Source organism: Lactiplantibacillus plantarum, from assembly GCF_014131735.1.
Taxonomy (GTDB): domain Bacteria; phylum Bacillota; class Bacilli; order Lactobacillales; family Lactobacillaceae; genus Lactiplantibacillus; species Lactiplantibacillus plantarum.
This window is the reverse complement of the sequence record NZ_CP039121.1, coordinates 1,634,137-1,651,451: the sequence shown is the minus strand read 5'-3', so window position 1 is coordinate 1,651,451 and position 17,315 is coordinate 1,634,137. Positions and strand designations below refer to the sequence as shown.

17 protein-coding genes, 1 other RNA gene and 1 pseudogene are annotated in these 17,315 nt (G+C 44.3%); 4 read left to right on the top strand and 15 right to left on the bottom strand.

Annotation, left to right across the window (positions count from 1 at the left end):
- Positions 1-113 precede the first annotated feature (113 nt).
- Positions 114-908, bottom strand: a complete 795-nt coding sequence (locus tag E5260_RS07635) for an alpha/beta hydrolase (RefSeq protein WP_003640503.1) — start codon at positions 906-908, stop codon at positions 114-116.
- 256 nt (positions 909-1,164) lie between these two features.
- Between E5260_RS07635 and E5260_RS07630 the strand changes: the two genes are divergently transcribed.
- Positions 1,165-2,244 carry a hypothetical protein gene (locus tag E5260_RS07630; RefSeq protein WP_003640502.1) on the top strand — a complete coding sequence of 360 codons (1,080 nt, stop codon included), beginning with the start codon at positions 1,165-1,167 and terminating at the stop codon, positions 2,242-2,244.
- A gap of 154 nt (positions 2,245-2,398) precedes the next feature.
- Here E5260_RS07630 and E5260_RS07625 read toward each other — a convergent pair whose 3' ends face one another.
- Together E5260_RS07625 and E5260_RS07620 are read right to left on the bottom strand one after the other, a co-directional pair.
- The gene (locus tag E5260_RS07625) at positions 2,399-3,076 is read right to left on the bottom strand and encodes an ATP-binding cassette domain-containing protein (RefSeq protein ID WP_003640500.1); all 678 of its coding nucleotides are present in this window, start codon (positions 3,074-3,076) and stop codon (positions 2,399-2,401) included.
- On the bottom strand, positions 3,076-3,834 hold the full coding sequence (locus tag E5260_RS07620) for a hypothetical protein (RefSeq protein WP_003640499.1): 759 nt from the start codon (positions 3,832-3,834) through the stop codon (positions 3,076-3,078). The genes E5260_RS07625 and E5260_RS07620 overlap by 1 nt, the downstream gene beginning before the upstream one ends.
- Positions 3,835-4,007: 173 nt before the next feature.
- Here E5260_RS07620 and E5260_RS07615 point away from each other — a divergent pair, with 173 nt between their 5' ends.
- Positions 4,008-4,466, top strand: a complete 459-nt coding sequence (locus E5260_RS07615) for a GNAT family N-acetyltransferase (RefSeq protein WP_003640498.1) — start codon at positions 4,008-4,010, stop codon at positions 4,464-4,466.
- A gap of 118 nt (positions 4,467-4,584) precedes the next feature.
- Here E5260_RS07615 and E5260_RS07610 read toward each other — a convergent pair whose 3' ends face one another.
- From E5260_RS07610 to E5260_RS07585, 6 genes and pseudogenes are all read right to left on the bottom strand, one after another.
- Positions 4,585-5,553: a S66 family peptidase gene (locus tag E5260_RS07610; protein WP_003640497.1), complete on the bottom strand. Its 969-nt coding sequence runs from the start codon at positions 5,551-5,553 to the stop codon at positions 4,585-4,587.
- Positions 5,554-5,724: 171 nt separating this feature from the next.
- Positions 5,725-7,068, bottom strand: coding sequence for a GH25 family lysozyme (locus E5260_RS07605; protein WP_024971773.1), 1,344 nt, complete (start codon positions 7,066-7,068; stop codon positions 5,725-5,727).
- Between the two features lie 147 nt (positions 7,069-7,215).
- Positions 7,216-7,702, bottom strand: a pseudogene (locus tag E5260_RS07600) (GNAT family N-acetyltransferase).
- 97 nt (positions 7,703-7,799) lie between these two features.
- Positions 7,800-8,879 carry a S66 family peptidase gene (locus tag E5260_RS07595; protein WP_003640494.1) on the bottom strand — a complete coding sequence of 360 codons (1,080 nt, stop codon included), beginning with the start codon at positions 8,877-8,879 and terminating at the stop codon, positions 7,800-7,802.
- Between the two features lie 153 nt (positions 8,880-9,032).
- Positions 9,033-10,265, bottom strand: a complete 1,233-nt coding sequence (locus E5260_RS07590; protein ID WP_024971898.1) for a glycosyltransferase family 2 protein — start codon at positions 10,263-10,265, stop codon at positions 9,033-9,035.
- Positions 10,266-10,433: 168 nt separating this feature from the next.
- Positions 10,434-10,841, bottom strand: coding sequence for a nuclear transport factor 2 family protein (locus E5260_RS07585; protein ID WP_003640492.1), 408 nt, complete (start codon positions 10,839-10,841; stop codon positions 10,434-10,436).
- A gap of 195 nt (positions 10,842-11,036) precedes the next feature.
- Between E5260_RS07585 and E5260_RS07580 the strand changes: the two genes are divergently transcribed.
- Complete coding sequence (locus tag E5260_RS07580; RefSeq protein ID WP_003640491.1) at positions 11,037-11,789, top strand: alpha/beta fold hydrolase; 753 nt, start codon at positions 11,037-11,039, stop codon at positions 11,787-11,789.
- A gap of 128 nt (positions 11,790-11,917) precedes the next feature.
- Here E5260_RS07580 and E5260_RS07575 read toward each other — a convergent pair whose 3' ends face one another.
- From E5260_RS07575 to E5260_RS07550, 6 genes are all read right to left on the bottom strand, one after another.
- Positions 11,918-13,282, bottom strand: a complete 1,365-nt coding sequence (locus E5260_RS07575) for an MFS transporter (RefSeq protein WP_003640490.1) — start codon at positions 13,280-13,282, stop codon at positions 11,918-11,920.
- Between the two features lie 262 nt (positions 13,283-13,544).
- Positions 13,545-13,841, bottom strand: coding sequence for an ArsR/SmtB family transcription factor (locus tag E5260_RS07570; RefSeq protein WP_003640488.1), 297 nt, complete (start codon positions 13,839-13,841; stop codon positions 13,545-13,547).
- A 37-nt stretch (positions 13,842-13,878) separates the two neighbouring features.
- A complete protein-coding gene (locus E5260_RS07565; RefSeq protein WP_003644375.1) occupies positions 13,879-15,024 on the bottom strand; it encodes a THUMP domain-containing class I SAM-dependent RNA methyltransferase in 1,146 nt (381 codons plus the stop codon).
- Between the two features lie 169 nt (positions 15,025-15,193).
- Positions 15,194-15,568: RNase P RNA component class B (rnpB, locus tag E5260_RS07560), an RNA gene on the bottom strand.
- A gap of 15 nt (positions 15,569-15,583) precedes the next feature.
- The gene (gpsB, locus tag E5260_RS07555) at positions 15,584-15,925 is read right to left on the bottom strand and encodes a cell division regulator GpsB (RefSeq protein ID WP_003638751.1); all 342 of its coding nucleotides are present in this window, start codon (positions 15,923-15,925) and stop codon (positions 15,584-15,586) included.
- A gap of 74 nt (positions 15,926-15,999) precedes the next feature.
- Positions 16,000-16,569, bottom strand: a complete 570-nt coding sequence (locus tag E5260_RS07550; RefSeq protein ID WP_003640485.1) for a DUF1273 domain-containing protein — start codon at positions 16,567-16,569, stop codon at positions 16,000-16,002.
- Between the two features lie 114 nt (positions 16,570-16,683).
- On the opposite strand from E5260_RS07550, the gene recU reads away from it, so the two are divergent.
- Positions 16,684-17,307, top strand: coding sequence for a Holliday junction resolvase RecU (gene recU / locus E5260_RS07545; protein WP_003644374.1), 624 nt, complete (start codon positions 16,684-16,686; stop codon positions 17,305-17,307).
- The last annotated feature ends 8 nt before the right edge of the window (positions 17,308-17,315 follow it).

The window sequence follows — 17,315 nt, the reverse complement described above, 5'->3', positions numbered from 1 at the left end:
CGAATTTGTTGCGGGTGGCTGATTCAGTTGGATTAAAGTCAGACCATTGGTAGATGTTGCTAGTACTAGCTTTGCAGCGATTAATTTAATACCGTGGACTGGCTCTTTGCCCCCTATGACTGGGACAGAGCAATCAATAGTTGTTGCCGGACAAAATTTTCGTTCGTCCAGTGTAAATAATGCTGACCTGGTGCATGAACTAGGTGACCAAGCTGGCACCACGGTGATTGTTGGTACGCCGTCAAGCGTTGGTCAGTGACTAAAACTTGGATTGGCAGCGTCAGTACCCGCTTTTCAGCGGTTCGAAGCGTCGTTACTAATTGTGGTAAGCATTGCGCTTCAGTCAGAATACTCGGGTTCGCGTAAGCTGCTAAATCAATACGGGCATTGGCGACACGTTCTGCCAGTAGGTTTAAAGGATTAACTTCTGCTAAGAGTTGCTGAAGTGTCAAAGTTTGTCGCTGTTGTACTAGTTGCGGATAGTTTTCAATAAAAGATTGGACGTTTGCAAGAAGTTGTGGTGCCATCGCGGCATAGGGTGGTTCAAGCAAAACTAAGCCACAAACATTATCTAAGTGCTGCTGGGCATATAAGAATGCGTAACTAGCGCCTAAACTGTGGCCCACCAATAATAAGTTGCTCACGTGTTCATGGTGAACCACATCCTCAAGATTGGCTAAAATATGCGGGACAGTGCGCACCATTTGACTATGAATGCTACGGCCCACGCCAATCGTGTCGATGGCAAGTAATCCCACCTGACTTGGCAATCGTGCCATTAAATGCTTAAAATTATAATCAGTGGCGTCCCAGCCAAACGCCGGTAAGCACATCAACGTCGGCTGTTGTGGTCCCGCCGGTCGGTACTGATAGTACACTTGTCCCAATTCCGTCATTAATTGATTCATGATTACTTGCCTCCCACAATGACAGACATCGTAAGTAGTTCCAAATGCTTTTTTATTACAGATAAAACACAGCTTTACAATCAGTCATGCATAGTCTAGTCCACAACTGATCAGTAGAAAATGGTTTTTAACCGCTTCGTTAAATCAACTGACCATTAAAAAAGTTACAAGATTTAAATAATCGTCACATTTTGACCATATTTTCGTTTTACACTTATTAATATGCACGACTATATTGTTTTAAAGGACTTTTGCCATGTTAGTTATTGTTTGGATTCTTTTAGTTTTATTGTTAGGACTCATGGGTTGGTTGGAATACCACAATCTTCAGCATCCGGTCATCCAGCCAGCTAAAACCCTGGCGCCGCGCGCACAGCTCCAATTGCAACATCAAGTGCGGCAACACGTGACCGATCAAGCACCACGATTGAAATGGTTATATTATGGAATGGCAGCTTGCTGGTGGCTCGGTGTTATCAGTTTACTAGTCAGTTGCTACTTGGTCAGCGCAAAATTAACCCTGTTGATTTTTCCGATTCGGAGTGTTGTCACAAGCATCGCCTTAATGATCGTTGGCATTATCTTGCTAATGATTCCCGCCTTAGTGTGGCCGACGCAAAGTTATGATTACTTGATTGGTCACTCAACTCAAGACCATCATTGGCAGCTAGCCGATACCGCCACGTTTGAACACTATCGTCGCTTTCAGATTTGGTTGGTTTTGGCATTAGACGTCTTCATCCTGATTGGTTGGATTAGTTGGGCCTACCGGGTCAGCACCGTTCCCATGGTCACTATTGAGTACCTACTAATGGTGGTGGCAATCGCCGTACCAGTTGTGGCATTGATCACGCTGTTAGCACAACTGCCATACTTACATCAAAACCGATACTTGATTCCGGTCAGCGGGCGCTTTGGCACCCAGCATTATCATGCGAATCAGGCACTCATGCAACAACAACCGGACTTAAAGTCACGGCTAATTATCGTTAATGTTGTTCGGATTATTGGTTACGCGTTGGGGTTGTATGCTTTATGGTTGTTATATGCCAACATTCTTGCACCGGCCTTTACGGTCGATACCAGTATCGTTTACCCCGCAGCGGCGTTTGCCATCATCGGATTGTTAATCGTGTTAACAGCGGGCGGTGTGTGGCTTCCCCGTTTCTATGATTACTTGCAATTATTAGATAACAAGACCTTGACGTTCAAATTGGCCGGTAGCGACCGCTTCCGTCGTTTTCGTTTTCATTTGTATTACTTCAAGTTGGCATTCAGTATTTTATGGATCGTTATCTGGGCATTGATCATCGGTTATATTTATTACTTTGGCTAGGTACGCTCACCAATAATACGCAAAACGGTACTCAAACTAATCTGAGTACCGTTTTTTAGTGTCATTTTATGAGACTTGCCAGCGAGGCCAACTTGAGCGCCAAAGGACTCAAAATAAGTGTCGCCATTGCGGCGCAAGAGCCATTACTGTTATATTACTGCGTTTTGAAGAGCGCAACAAAGTCAGCTTGCGCGCTCGCAGCTTCAAACGTTCGCTTGGACAGTGTCGTCACCTGCCGATCATTGAGCCACAGCACTTGGTAATCTGTAAAAGCATGAAGGTCGCGAACGTCATGTGTAATCATCAAGTAGGTTCGCTCAGGATGGGCTTGCATGACCTGAAACAACAACTGCACGTTTTCCCGATCGACCGCTGCTGTTGGTTCATCCAAAACAATCAATTCGCGATCAACTTGTAAGAACAGCAATAACTGAACTAATTTGCGTTGGCCCCCAGAAAGCTGACCATAATGCTGATCCCACAACGGGGCCAAGAATTGATAAGCTTGGGTATCAATAAGTTGTTGGAGCTGTTCAGTTGTCAATCGTAGTCGTCCGTGCTCGATGCCCAAAACCAGTTGGGCAACGTCCCGCACACGAATTGAAGACAGTAACGGGAGTTGTTGGTTCAAATAAATGGCTGCTTTAGGTAGGTCTAATTCACCTTGTGCCGGCCGCAAACCAGTGATGATATCAGCCAGCGTCGTTTTTCCAGCGCCATTTTGACCAATCAAAAAATTGACACCGGGACTTTTTAATTGAAAACTCACGTCCTTGAAGAACGGTTGCCCATTTCTTGAAAAGTAATATGCTAAGTGCTCAACACGCATCATTATAAGCCCTCCGTTGGCAGAATCTTAATGTGCCGATAGCTAAATCCGCCGATAACCAATAATACAATCAGACTCAGAAGATAAGTCGTCATAAAGTGGCTGACGGGGCCCACGCTGATCATCGCAAAAACATTGGTAACTAAGTAAATGGGACTAACCAGGTTGAGTAATGGGTTATTGGCAGACACTGTCAGCATGTTACTTAACATAAAGGTACCCACGACGATAATCATCGCCAGTGCATTTCCAATCATATCGACAGTTTTACGTCGGAGTGCCAAGGCAATCAAGGGTAAGCCAAAACAAGTGACTGGTAGATACGTAAGCAACACGGTCAACCATAAGCGACCTAGCAACGATAAAAAGGCCAACTTGAAAGTAATCGCGCTCAACAGGGCCACCAACAATAAAGTCATCAAAATTATACCCAAGCTGACCAGCGCTTGACTGACAAGAAAAACTGCGGGGCTAACCACCAAGGTTCGATATTGTTTGAGATAACCCTGCTCGCGAAGAATGGCTACATTACTGGCAGTCGTTAGACAATTTGAAAAAATCATCCAACCAATGTAGGGCATGACTTGAGCCGTATAAGTTGTCAGCGATAAAGGTTTAAAGAAAGCGCTACTGACATTCATGATTAAAAAGACAAGTGGCAAACAGATCGTGTAAATTAACACCCCGGGAGTATCCCGAATGACCTTAAAAAAATACTGCGTGTAGCCCCCCACTTGAATGCTATATTTGTGCATCACCATCACACTCCTTTTGTTAATCTAATTGTTTTATTATATGTTTATCATTTATCAAAAAGCAAGTATTCTTATATCAGGCATGTAAGTATGGCCGGTTTACAAAGTTTTCTGCGACTACCATTCTGAATAAGATAAGCGTACAATGAGAATAATTTTCACGAAAGAAGGTTTCATTTATGATTCGAGCTGTTCAAATTACTGATGCCCCTACGATTCAGAAATTAAACGCTGACCAACTAAACTATGACTATCCCTTAATAAATACGACTCAAAACTTAGCTCGCTTACTGTCACAACCAGAGCGGCATATCTTGCTAGCAGCGACCAGCGCCAATGATCAACAAGTTCTTGGCTATGTCCATGCTGAAGTTTATTTAGAAACATATGGTCCAGCACTATTCAATATATTGGCACTCGCCGTTAGCACTACCGTACAACATCGAGGCGTTGGTTGTTCCTTAATGACCGCATTGGCACAACAAGCGCGCCTTTATCACGTCGCTGGTATTCGATTGAATTCCGGTATCGAACGCCAAGGCGCGCACCAATTTTATCAGCAAATTGGTTACACCGCGACTAAGCTTCAAAAACGTTTTTTCTTGGACCTCGAGTCTGACCAATCACCGACTGAATGAGCTTACTCCCAACTCATTATGTTTTGATGCTCACCAACAACCTGGCAACATCAACTACAACCCCGTTGACTACCTGTTGTGGTTCGCGGTTTTGGACTAATTTATAACGATTATTAGTCTAAAAATGACTAAACGTCACCGTTCGAGCCTGCGCATCAATCCGGACATCCGCCCCCAATGGCGTACTGAGCATGGGGACTGTATGGCAGCTATCGTAGTCGTAAATAATTGGTAATTGGCGATCCCCCAGCACCTCCTGTAAGATATCGATTGGCAACCGCCCGCTGCCTTGATCATCGTACAACGCGTGTTTTCCCAAAATAATGCCAGAGATTTGATCAAAAACACCAGCCAACGCTAACATTACGAAATTTTTTTCCAGCGTTGCTGCAGTTTTCTCGGCATCTTCAATAAATAAAAGCTCGTTACCAGTTAATTTTGGAAAATAAGGTGAGTTAAAGAACCCGTACATGGTGTTCAAGTTCCCACCGATCAAACGGCCAGTCAAAATGGGGGTCGCCGTATAATGCCAAGTATTTGCGTGCATGTGTTTCGGATGTTCAAAGGTCTCCCAATTGACCGCTTCATCCGTCCACTGTGCCGGTGCCTGTTCGGTTACGGCCTGCCCCGGTGCTGCGCGGTAGACTGTCAGAAAATTCTGCCAAGTGGTTGTCACGATCTCTGACTCTAAGGCGCCAAGTGAGGCTACTAAGGCCGGTCCGTAAATCACACGACAATTAGGCGCGTGCGTTTGCACCGCCAATAACACGGCCGTCGCATCGGAGTAACCGACAATTGTTTTGGGATGCTGATTGAGATACTCGTAATCGAGCATTGCTAGCACCGAATTTGCGTTCGTCCCACCAATCGTTGCCATCAAGATGTCCAGCGAATCATCATGAATTAACGCGTTGATTTCGGCCGCCCGTTCTTTGATGGAACCAGCACGGTAACTATCCCGTCGTCCCGTCAAATTACCGGCAACTAAGGTCACTCCTTGGGTTGCCAAGAACCGTCGTGCGCGAGCATAACGGTTTGGCGATAATGCCGTAATCGGCGTTGATGCAGAAAATGTCCCAATTTTCATTGTATTCCCACCCCCACAAGATTAAAATATAATTAAAATAAGTGTAGCACTTTTTAATCTTAACGTACTTCCAATCGACGTATTTCCTCAAAAAACGACTTTCAGCTAATAACTTGCTGAAAGTCGTTTAGTAATCAACTGGCTATGCTCGTTTTGAGCGACTTAATTGACTTATTGTGTGACCACGTTTGAGCGGTTGGCTGAAACGTAATTCCCTTTATTCGTTAAATAATAGCGTGAGCCACCCGACCGTGGGTAAACCTTCGTTACTTTAATTCGATCACCAGCGGCGTGGTAAGCGTGTCGATTAGACTTAACAAAGTTTGAAGATTTATAGGTGTAGAGTCCCACTTTAGTCTTGATCCAGCCACTGGAAGGTACTGATTCATAGTACCAATGATCAGATTTGGAGACCTTCGCCGTGATATAACCACCACTCACCTTAATTCGATAGAAATTCCCACTTTTAACCAATTTACCACTGTAGATGCCACCCTTTTTCAAGGTTTTACCCGTCGAGGTTGTCAAATTAACATCTTTGAACAAAGTGCTCTTTTCACGAAGTTGATATAATCCGTGTTGGCCGACCCAATAGCCGGTGACGTCCTGTGATAAGACCCATTTATTTAGACCACTTAAGTAAACCAGCTGCTTGGAACGACTCTTAGTGACTGACTTGGTTGCTGTGACCTTGTAGTATTTTTTCTTAGCGCTACTGGGCACTTTTGTGCCGTCATAATAGCTCGACGCCCCATTATTGAGGTACACATGTTGCCCTTTCGTATAACTGCTGTAGGCATACGTCGTGCTAGTTGAACTGGTCGACGATGATGCCGAAGTCCCGGAAGTCCACCAGCTTAACGGGTGGTATGTCGTCACGGAAGCACTGTCATACAAACTGTTATCAACATATTGTCCTAGCGAAGATAAATAATAGCTACTGGAATATTGCCACAATGAGAACGAAATCGTCGGCTTCGAGGAGTAATTTGCAATCCACTGGGCATCAAAACTTTGCCGTGCCGTGTTGGCGTATGTGGTTGCAAATGACTGGTACGAATAAAAAATCAACTTCTTGCTCGTTAACGACCGCATCTCAGTATACCAAGCCTTGACAGCCGCGTTGGCCGCCGTGCTACTCATGGAAGTCGTTTCAAAATCCAAGACGTAGAACTTCGTGTTCTTATTTGCGCGTTGATAGAACTTATCTGCCTCGGCTTTGGCAGTCGCGGTACTCGTAAAGGTCGCATAGTCATAGGACCCGAACGGAACACCATATTTCACATAGAGACTCTCATTAGAGGTGTGGTAGAGATCCTCATAACTGCTCCCATATTGCACCCGGTTGATGACAAAATCAGCCTGACTCTTCAAACTTTGAACCTCGGTACTCGTTAACTGACCTTGCCACTCTGAGATATCCGGCACCGCCGCGTGTGCCTGAACGACTCCGATACCACCTAAAAAACAACCCACGAGCAGCAGTATCAACCGCCACTTTTTCTGCATGACCAAATTACTCGCCTTCCCATCATTAGTTTGATATGTACGTTTACTGCACACCTTATCCTACCGATAAAATGTGCAGATAAGTTCTCAAACTGATTGCAGTCACTTTACAATTTGTTTACATTATAAACCAATGCAGGAAAGTGTGATTTACTAGTGAAATGATTCATGTGGAAACTTTTCTAATCGATACAGGCCTTCATCATCCGGGTAGATTCCTCCAGGCTTAGGTCGATACCCGAAGTGTTGGTAAAATAAGTGCGCAGTCACGGACGCTGGAATTTCTACACGGTGGGCATGACTGAAATAGACATCCTGTTCAAGGGTATGCAGAATTTGACGCCCCCCCCATGCCTTGAACCTCCGGATCAACAAAAATCGTGAACAGACTGTACTCACCTGGGCGCCCCCAGTATGACCCAATCGCCCCGGTCGCAACGAGTTGCTGCTGAAAATAACCGACATAAAAGTGCGTCGCAGCAGCTTTTTGGCATAGCCAAGCCGGTGTCATCTGGGTAATGAGCCGATCCAAGTATGCTTTGGGATAGTCACCCTGATTACTCGTCAGTAATGTGCGCGCAATCAGTGCCGCCGCTGCTGGCGCATCCGTAGTTTTAAAACGTCGAATTTGTAATTTCATATGACAACTCCTCTCGTATTGCACTATTCTTTGCTCGTTGCAATGAACAAAGAATATCTTTTTGATCGTCTGCCGATACCAATTTAACAATGACTACTTAAGCTTCCACAAACCAAGGTTCTAAAATTTTTAACGTGGCTTGCTCAAAATCGATACACACTTGCGCCCCATATGGAAGTGCCGTTCGCGGAAAAGCGTGACCAAAATTAATATTGTACAGAATTGGCAATTTCAAATCGGCTGTCTCATCGATCAAAATTTGGCGGTATTCCTGATAATAATGCTCATTCTGCGGCTTACCTACAATCACGGCGGCTACGTTTGTCAAAATCTCAGCTTGTCGCATTCGCTGCAGCATCCGCTTGAACAAATCTGGCTGCGGCTGCGCGTCACTCGTTTCGATAAACAGAATTTTTCCGCGCCATTCGGCTGCACATGGAATCAGTCTGAACTGTTCCGCAACTTGCCGTTCGTCTGGATAACGGGTCGTGGTCAATAAATCATAAAAGCTGTCCAGGCAACCACCAAGTAGCGTCCCACTGATTGTCCCGTGACCACGTAACACTTCGTAATGGTGCATTTCGGTGTGGGTCATGCGCCGTGTTCCCTGCGCCGATTCACTGAAATTTGTTCGTTCGTCATACCACACGGGACTGCTAATAATGCTTGTCTGCTGAGGATTTTCAAAGTAACGCTGCCAAGTCTTCGTGGTATACGGCAACATCGTCGGCCCTAATTCGGCCAAGTCGCTTAAAAAATTGGGGCCATAAAAAGTTTGCAGTCCAAGCTGATAAAACATCAAATGATTGATCGTCGTATCTGAAAAGCCTGTAAACAGTTTAGGCGACCGCCGAACCGCCGTCTTAAACTGCTCATCAGCCATCAAAAATGGCACGGTTCGATACGTATCATCACCGCCAATTGCCGCCACAACTCCACGGATACTTGGGTCTAAGAAAGCCGCCTTCAAATCGGCGGCTCTTAATTCAGGGCGTTGCTGTAAAATCAGTCGCCCTTTCAAAGCATTCGGCATCATGACTGGGACGAGCCCTAATTGGCGCATCCGTTTTAGCCCCCGATTCAATTGATGCTGCTGCGTGAGTTCTCCGAGCGTGCCGCTCGAAAGACTGACGACGGCCACGTGGTCACCAACGTGCAATGGTGCTGGTTTTAACATATTTTCACCCTTTCTTAATTTAATCTAAAATTAATTTTATCATCATTATATAATATTTTAAATTGCTATTTAGTTTTTATTCATTTTCAATGTAACCAATGACTAAATAGGTCACTGAGTCCGCTGCTCTGCATGACTCAGTGACCCGTCGCCCTATTGTAGCCAATCTTTTATGTCAACCAAGCGAATCTTATGCGTACCCGCTGACCATCGTTCTGGCTGTGCCTTAACCATTGTCAGCAACTCTGTTAGTGACTCGGAACCAACAATCAACTGTTGCAGTAATTCAGAAATCAGTGGAGAACGTGGTTGCGCACCAACTAATAAACAATGTTCACCTTCAAAGGCTAACACGTCACCTCCCGCCCGTAAACGCCCAAACGGTCGGTGCAACTTGACGGTACCCAAAATCAGCAAGCCACCTTGTTCAAATAACGTTTTCAACAACCAATAATCGAGTTTAAAGTGGTTAGACCGTTGTCGTAAATCGGCCGGCAATGCTTTAGCTACCGGTATAATCGTTTTGAAATTCCGACTATACTGATGCCACGATTGAGCCCAGTCCTCACGCTCACAGATAAATCGCCGGGGTAATGTCAATTGACCTACATAATCACAAATTTTTTTAATAGCCGGATCACTCATTATTGACGGACTGGCTTCAAAAGTAGGACGCAATTGTCGTATCAGTTCAATAAACTCCGCTAGATAATCGGCAAAGCCTGGCGTTGCTAAATTAATCAAAATTCGCTTAGCGACGCAATAAGTCACCGCATCCTGATACGTCACCTTGGCGTGCTCAATGGCATCTTGATAGGCTGTCATAATATCAAACAGTCGTGGGTTGGTATAATCTAAAGTTGTCGAACCAGCATGTTTATAATAATTATAAAATGGTTGTTGCACATATGCGACTCGCTCACAGCAACTCAACATGTCCAGCAAAATATCTAAATCCTCGTAGACCATCCGCTGGTAACGATATTTCTGCCAACACGAACGTGCATATAATTTATTTCCGGAATAAGCATTATTTAGACCGTATTTAAGATAAGCCGCAATTGCCACGTGATCAGTCGCATCTGGCAAGCTCAGCAGACTAGTTGTGCGGTGAGTCGCCGCGTAGATTTTACGAACATCACAAACGACGATTTGGGCATGACTACGCTCAGCCGTTGCTACTAAGGTCGCATACATCGTCGGTTCGACCCAATCATCAGCATCGACAAAACCTAAATAGCGACCATGCGCGGCGGTAATCCCCGCATTACGTGCAGGTCCCTGTCCTTGGTTACGTTGATGGATAACCCGAAATAGGTGCGGCCAGCGCTCACAATATTGGTCACAAATTGCAGCCGTGCCGTCCGTACTACCATCATCAACAATAATGACTTCTAAGGCCGCTAATGTCTGTTTTTTTTATGAGGTCAAACAACGCCTTAACCAGTGCTCCTCATTACATGCAGCCACAATAACAGAAACTTGAACTTGCATACTGATTCCCCCAACGCTCAAAATGATTTCGCTTACATTATGACACACATGCTTCGCATATCACAGCACGGATCCATGATAAGGATAATCATGCGCAGTCGTGGTCTGATACTCTCGTAAATCGTCGATACGTCCTGCTAAATTAAAATGAACTGCCGAAAGCCCATCAAACTGAGTCATCCGGTCAGTAACAGCGGTGAAGGACCACTGGGCAAAGATCATGTTGTCAGTTACTGACCACAACCGCTGAATCGACCACGCCGTTACCCGTTGAACTCTTAATTGATGTTCAATCCAGGCTTGAACTTCCGCTAATGATAGATATGCTGGTCCATAGCATTCTTGATAATAACAATCGACCGCAAATATTCTTGGTAACGCTTCAAAATCACGAGTGACCCACATCGCAAAATATTGCTGGACTTTTGCTTTTCGGTCCCGAAGTAGTGCCGTTTCGATTTCGGTCATTTATAACACCTTCCGTTTTAAGATTACTTTTTAGAGGCCGTAATTCTAGTTAATAAACAGGCGATTACCATTATTTTAACATCACTAACAATTAACAAGACCAAATATTGACTAAACAAGTCTATCAGTTGTATTCAGCAGTCATTTCTGGCACAGTTAACTTAATCATAATATTAATAAAGTGAGCCGATAAATATGATCAAAGTTACTAACCGACACTTTCAAGATGTGCCTGCGCTGGAAGTTGTTACTACAACCCATTTAGACCAACCGCTGCCACTAGTGATTTTTTACCACGGTTGGCAGTCCAATAAAGAACTCGTCTTGACCCAAGCACGTAAACTGGCTCGCAAGAATTTACGAGTCGTCTTGCCCGATGCCATGAATCACGGTGAACGACACCAAATCGTTAGCCAGATTCCTTCATTTACTTTTTGGAACAGTATCCAAGGTAATCTTGGCGAATTCGAGCTAATTGTGAATTACTACCGGGAGCGTAAACTCATTTTGAATGAGCAGATTGGTGTCGGCGGTTATTCAATGGGTGGCATGACGACCGGGGCTTTATTGACCCATCATCCTGAAATTAAAGCAGCCACAATCATTATGGGGACCCCTAACCTGAACGCGTACGCCCAATTAGTCCGCAAACATACGCAGGCCCATGCTTATTACATTCCCAGTGATTTAGCCCTATTGACGAGTTGGCTAGATCACTATGATCTTAACCTGCAACCGGAAACCATCAATCATCGGCCACTTTTATTTTGGCATGGTACTGAGGATGAACGGATTCCTTATTCACAGTCTCGTAATTTCTTTGACCGCGTGCATACCGCCCCGTATGCTGAACAAGTGGCATTTATCACGGGTTATCAAGCCAAACATCTGGTCAAAGTGCCTCTGATGAACAAAGTTGCTAATTTCTTCGATTATTATTTAAATTAATTATCAAAGGCTCAACCATGGTTAACGTTAGCCTTAAAAGAGCGTGCTTAGTCGGTCACCCGATTAAACACGCTCTTTTAAGGCTACTCAAACTATCTGTCACACATTGTAATGATCGTTATTGTCAGCTACAAGTTCTTTGAATTTCTTATTTGCCAAGCACAACCGGCGCCTATAGCTGAAATCAATGCTGTACTAAACATGACTGTTTGAAAGCCAATTGCATTCATCGCAGGTACCCGACTACTCACTGTAAACACCACCACAGCAATTGCCGTGCCAGCCGCACCTCCAAGTAACCGAAAAACGTTGTAAATTCCGGCTGCCTTACCGATAACTGCCGGTGACACTCCCCCCAAAACTGCATGCTGTAACGCGGGGCCCGCCATTGACAATCCCATCCCAGCAATTGCCAGCGGAGCAATCATCATAACATAAGCAACATGGTTGGCAACTAGGTAACCAAGCATGAAATACCCAAATGTTTGAGATAATAGCCCGATAACTGCCACAATCGCTTCCCCGTAGAGGTCCACAGCTTTGCCAGCAAATGGCGCAACTAATACTAGTGTCCCAGTCCAAGGTAATAAGGACAATCCTGCCTCCCACGCATTATCATGCTGAACAACTTGTAAGAATTGGGGTAAAAAGAAAACGACTCCGTACATCGCGGCATATAATAAAAAAGTCGCCACATTTCCCATCGTAAAAATACGCTTTTTAAAAAGCGTTAACGGCATTAACGGTGCAACGACATGTTGCTGTCGCTTGATAAACCAAGTGCCTGCAACTAAGCCAATTATCAGGCCAACGAACGGACCAAGTCCATTAATACTAGTCGAACTGGCAGCTAAGGCCCAAATGATTGCGGTCATCGCTAACATTGAAAGACCTGCGTCCGTTAAATTAATTGGTGTTGCTACCCCGGTACTTTCTGGTAAATAGAACCGGGATAATCCTATGACAATCAGGCCAAGTGGCACATTGATCCAAAAAATCCACTGCCAGGTTAATTTAGCTACAATTAGACCACCCAGAGCCGGCCCGACAATCAGTGCCAGTCCACCGATACCGCTCCAGATTCCTAAAGCTTTCCCACGCTTCGCAACTGGAACTGCAGCCGTTAAAATAGCCATTGACATCGGTGTCATGACGGAGGCCCCAATACCTGCAATGACACGTGCCACTATCAATAATGGCATTCGATTGGCTAATGCACAAAACACTGAACCCAGCGTAAAAACTAAAATGCCGAGATTATAAACCCGGCGGCGTCCAAAGCGATCACCTAATGCAACGCCCACAAGTAACGTTGCTGCAATCGCGACATTGTAAGCGTTGAGGGCCCACTGTAAACTGGCCTCCGAGATGTCGAAATCAATTTTAATTGCTGTTGACGCCGTTGTCACAATCATTGAGTCCATCATTGCCATAAAAAAGCCTAATGAAGTTAACGCTAATAACCAGCCAAACTGTCGCTGTCGATTTTCCATGTTTTCCGCCCCATTATCATTTATTCAGACTTACCAATGCTGAATAAGCCTACTCACAAAGTTTAAATCTACTATGTCAATCTTTTTCTTAGATTTAGTTGGGTGGCCACCCACAATAGTTCAAATATTTTTGAACTATTACAGCGTACCATCCCACTAACGATTCGGCAACAAAAAAATACCAGTTCAAAAGACCAATCGGCACTTAAGAACTGGTATTAGTCAGAATCACAGTTGAAGACCGCCCAAAATACTCAGCAATTTAAAGGCTTTGATAAAAATGGGTAACATAGTGATCAAAAGTTTTGGGGTTCAACATGACGTATTTTTCACGTGCAACTTTTTTGACGGTTATTAATCCTGCTTTTTCCAGCAATTTAAAATGATATGAACCAGCGGTTTTACTAATCCCCATTGCTTGTCCGACTTGCCCACAAGTAACGGCCTGATCCTGCAGCTTCAAATACTTAACAATGTTCAGTCTAACCACGTCAGCCAGCACTTTAAATACTAATAGCTGCTGGGAATCAACTTCAGACCGCGGTATTTCATTTGCCAATATTTTTCACCTACTTTTACCAACAAAGGTCGCTTGCTTATTCCGTCCGTGCTGGCCGAATTCGTTTACCCCAATATTGGAAATAATCTGTCCGTAACGCACCGTTATAGAGTTTCCGGCGTTTCGTGGCTTTTTGTCCATAGAAGTCTTCAAATTCTAAGTCACTGGTCAAGATATACTTGCTCCAACTTGGCAATTTACTGTAAACTTGGCCCATTTGCCGATAGAGAATCCGGACACTATCCCGATCGCTTAGCCGCTCCCCATATGGTGGGTTCGCAATTAGGACCCCGTTGATCTTGTCAGTCGTAAAGTCTTTGACGGCCAGTTGTTTGAAATGAATGTCATGCAACAACCCGGCTTCCCGCGCATTCAGCTTGGCGATATCAATCATTTTACCGTCAATATCGTACCCACTAATATCCAGCTCAGTGTCGTAATCGGCTAAACTATCAGCTTCGTCTCTCAATTGTTGACTCAGGCCAGCGGGAACCCAGTCCCACTTTTCGCACGCAAATGCGCGGTTGAACCCCGGGGCAATGTTGCGCGCCAGTAAAGCGGCTTCGATTGGAATCGTCCCCGAACCACAAACTGGATCAACAAATGGATTATCCGGATACCACTTAGCTAACATCACTAAGGCAGCGGCCATGTTTTCTTTTAAGGGTGCGCCCCCCTTTTCGACTCGGTAACCCCGTTTGAATAAACTAGAGCCAGTTGTATCCAGCGTTAACAACACGTGATCCTTATTAATAGCCACTTCTAATGGGAACAAAGCGCCTGTCTCCGGAAGGTGCCCGCTCCGATGATAAGTATCGGCTAACTGATTAACGATCGCCTTTTTGACGATAGACTGCACGTCGGGAACACTGTGGAGTTTAGAGTTGCGCGATTTACCTTCAACTGGAAATTCAGCGTCCATCGGCAATAACTGGTCCCATGGCAATGCGAGAGTCTTTTCAAACAACTCATCGAACGTATAAGCATCAAATTCACCAACGATGATCTTGATTCGATCAGCCGTTCGTAACCACAAGTTGGTCCGCAAAATATCTTTGATCGTTCCGTTAAATCGAACCCGGCCATTTTCAGTTTGAACTTGATACCCTAAATCTCGTAATTCACGCCCCACTAATGCTTCAATTCCGCTAGCGGCGGTGGCAATTAATCTAAATTCTTGCATAGTTTCCTCCTGCGACGCCTGTTCTGTAGGCGCATCTTGTTGAGTAAATATTTCCACTAAATTGGTTTCCTCACCTAGTTTAGCATAAGTTGCTAGTTTGCTAACTGATCGAATAAAAAAACTGGGACAAAAGCGAACTTTTGTCCCAGTCTCCTGTCTAAATGTAAATTCCTGTAGGCCATGTTTTGTACCTAGTTAAAGTACAGGGTCTGTTAACTAGGCGGTAATCATCTATCTCGAGATTACTAATCTCCCCCCACATTTAGTTCAGTTCCTTATGTGAAGCGCCCCTACCGTAGTTTGGGTTGCCCGCTCGTGGGGTTTACCGCGTTCCAACTCAACCGTTTCCAATTGAGTATCGTCACTGTGGCACTTTTCAGGAATACTCGGGCATAGCCGAAGCCTTAGCCGTTTTTTCCGCCGTTACCGATAAATCGGTACCCCGGCTTATTTTTTCACCGAGCACGAACACTACAAGCATCGCAGCTTGTGCGAGCATGGACCTTCCTCAGCCGACATAAGCCGACCGCGATTACCCAGAATTTACATCGAATCACAATTATAGACGGTGTGATTCATTTTGATTATTATCTAATTGGGCACCAAAGACATGACGTTCCAAGTTAGACAAACGTTTCAGAATATCCATATTCGTCACCGTACTAGTCGGTTGAGAAGATGGACTGGTTGCACCGACAGCGACTTGCTTGGTAAGCTCGTCAACCTTGGCCCGTAACCGTTCATTTTCATCTGAAAGTTGTTGGTTATCTTTAGTAAATGACTCATAGTCCTTAATGACATTATCTAAGAAGCCGTCCACGTCGGCAGGATCATAACCCCGCATCTTTGGCTTAAACTCTTTTTGAAGGATGTCTTTGGGAGTAAAATTACGTTTAGCCATATTTAAAAACACCTCATTGTTATTCGCGCGATACCCATTCGGCATCCGCATTACTTAAAACATTGTAGCAGACTTTATTCAAAATTAAAACCATTATTCTGTTTTTCTGCATATTCATTGGCACTTTCCTGTAACCAGTCGAAGTCGATCAGGGTCAATGGGTACGGATGAGTGTCACTAAAGTTCCGAATCAAATCATAGTCATACGTGGGTTTCCCGGGGTTATCTGGATCATATACCAGAGTGGCCGCATCCGTATGGGTAACCATAAATTCTTGGTAATTTTTTAATTGTTGCGGATTTTCATACGGTTGTTTACTGACTGGTGCATGAAAATCGACTTGGGCCAGCAAAGTCTGTAATTTAGCTTGGTTATTTTCATTCCAGCGCCCACCAAATTCACCATATGGTAACATCATTGCCACTTTCAATTCTGGATATGTCTTTTTGAGCGTTAACCCTACTTCCGCTGTCCACTGTTCAATACCGAGCTGACCACCCGTTATCAGCCAATCCATACCATCCTCGATCTGCGTCGTTAAGTAATTAGTTAACGCAAACTTAATAACTTTTAGTTTATCATCCTGATCACCAAAGACATTCAACTCGTAACTCCGGTAACCACTAAGCCACAACCGGCTCATAAAAAAGTCTCCTTTCTGTCACTAAATCGGTCTAAATCAGTTAAAAACTCACAGATATTTCACATTCCCTATTAGTTAATGGTAAAATGTAACATTATTAGGAGGTTGATTAATGTGACGATTCGCTATCCAAACGGTCAAGTTTATCGCCAACCCGGCCCAACTAAATCGAAATCTTCCAAATTTGCCAACGTCAATTTTGGCGATCGTGGAATGAGCTTGGAACAAGAAATCAATGATAGTAACGCCTATTATCTTGAAAATAATATCGCAGTTATTCATAAAAAGCCAACGCCCATTCAAATCGTTAAAGTCGATTATCCCAAACGCAGCGCCGCTGTAATCCGCGAAGCTTATTTTAAACAAGCTTCTACTACTGATTATAACGGTGTCTATCGGGGGAAGTATTTAGATTTTGAGGCCAAGGAGACCAAGAACAAAACGGCTTTTCCGCTAAAAAACTTTCATGAGCATCAAATTAAGCACATGCGCCAGTGCTTAGCTCAAAGCGGAATCTGTTTTGTTATCATTCGGTTTGCGAGTTTGGGGCGCCTATTTTTGTTAACAGCCAGCGACTTATTTACTTATTGGGATCATCAAGGAGATGGTGGTCGCAAGTCAATTCCACTGACGGATATTGAACATTTAGCCGCGGAGCTACATTATCAAATCAATCCACGCATTCCCTATTTGGATGCGCTTGATCATATTATTGATGAGACCTCATCAATTCATTAAAGGAGAAC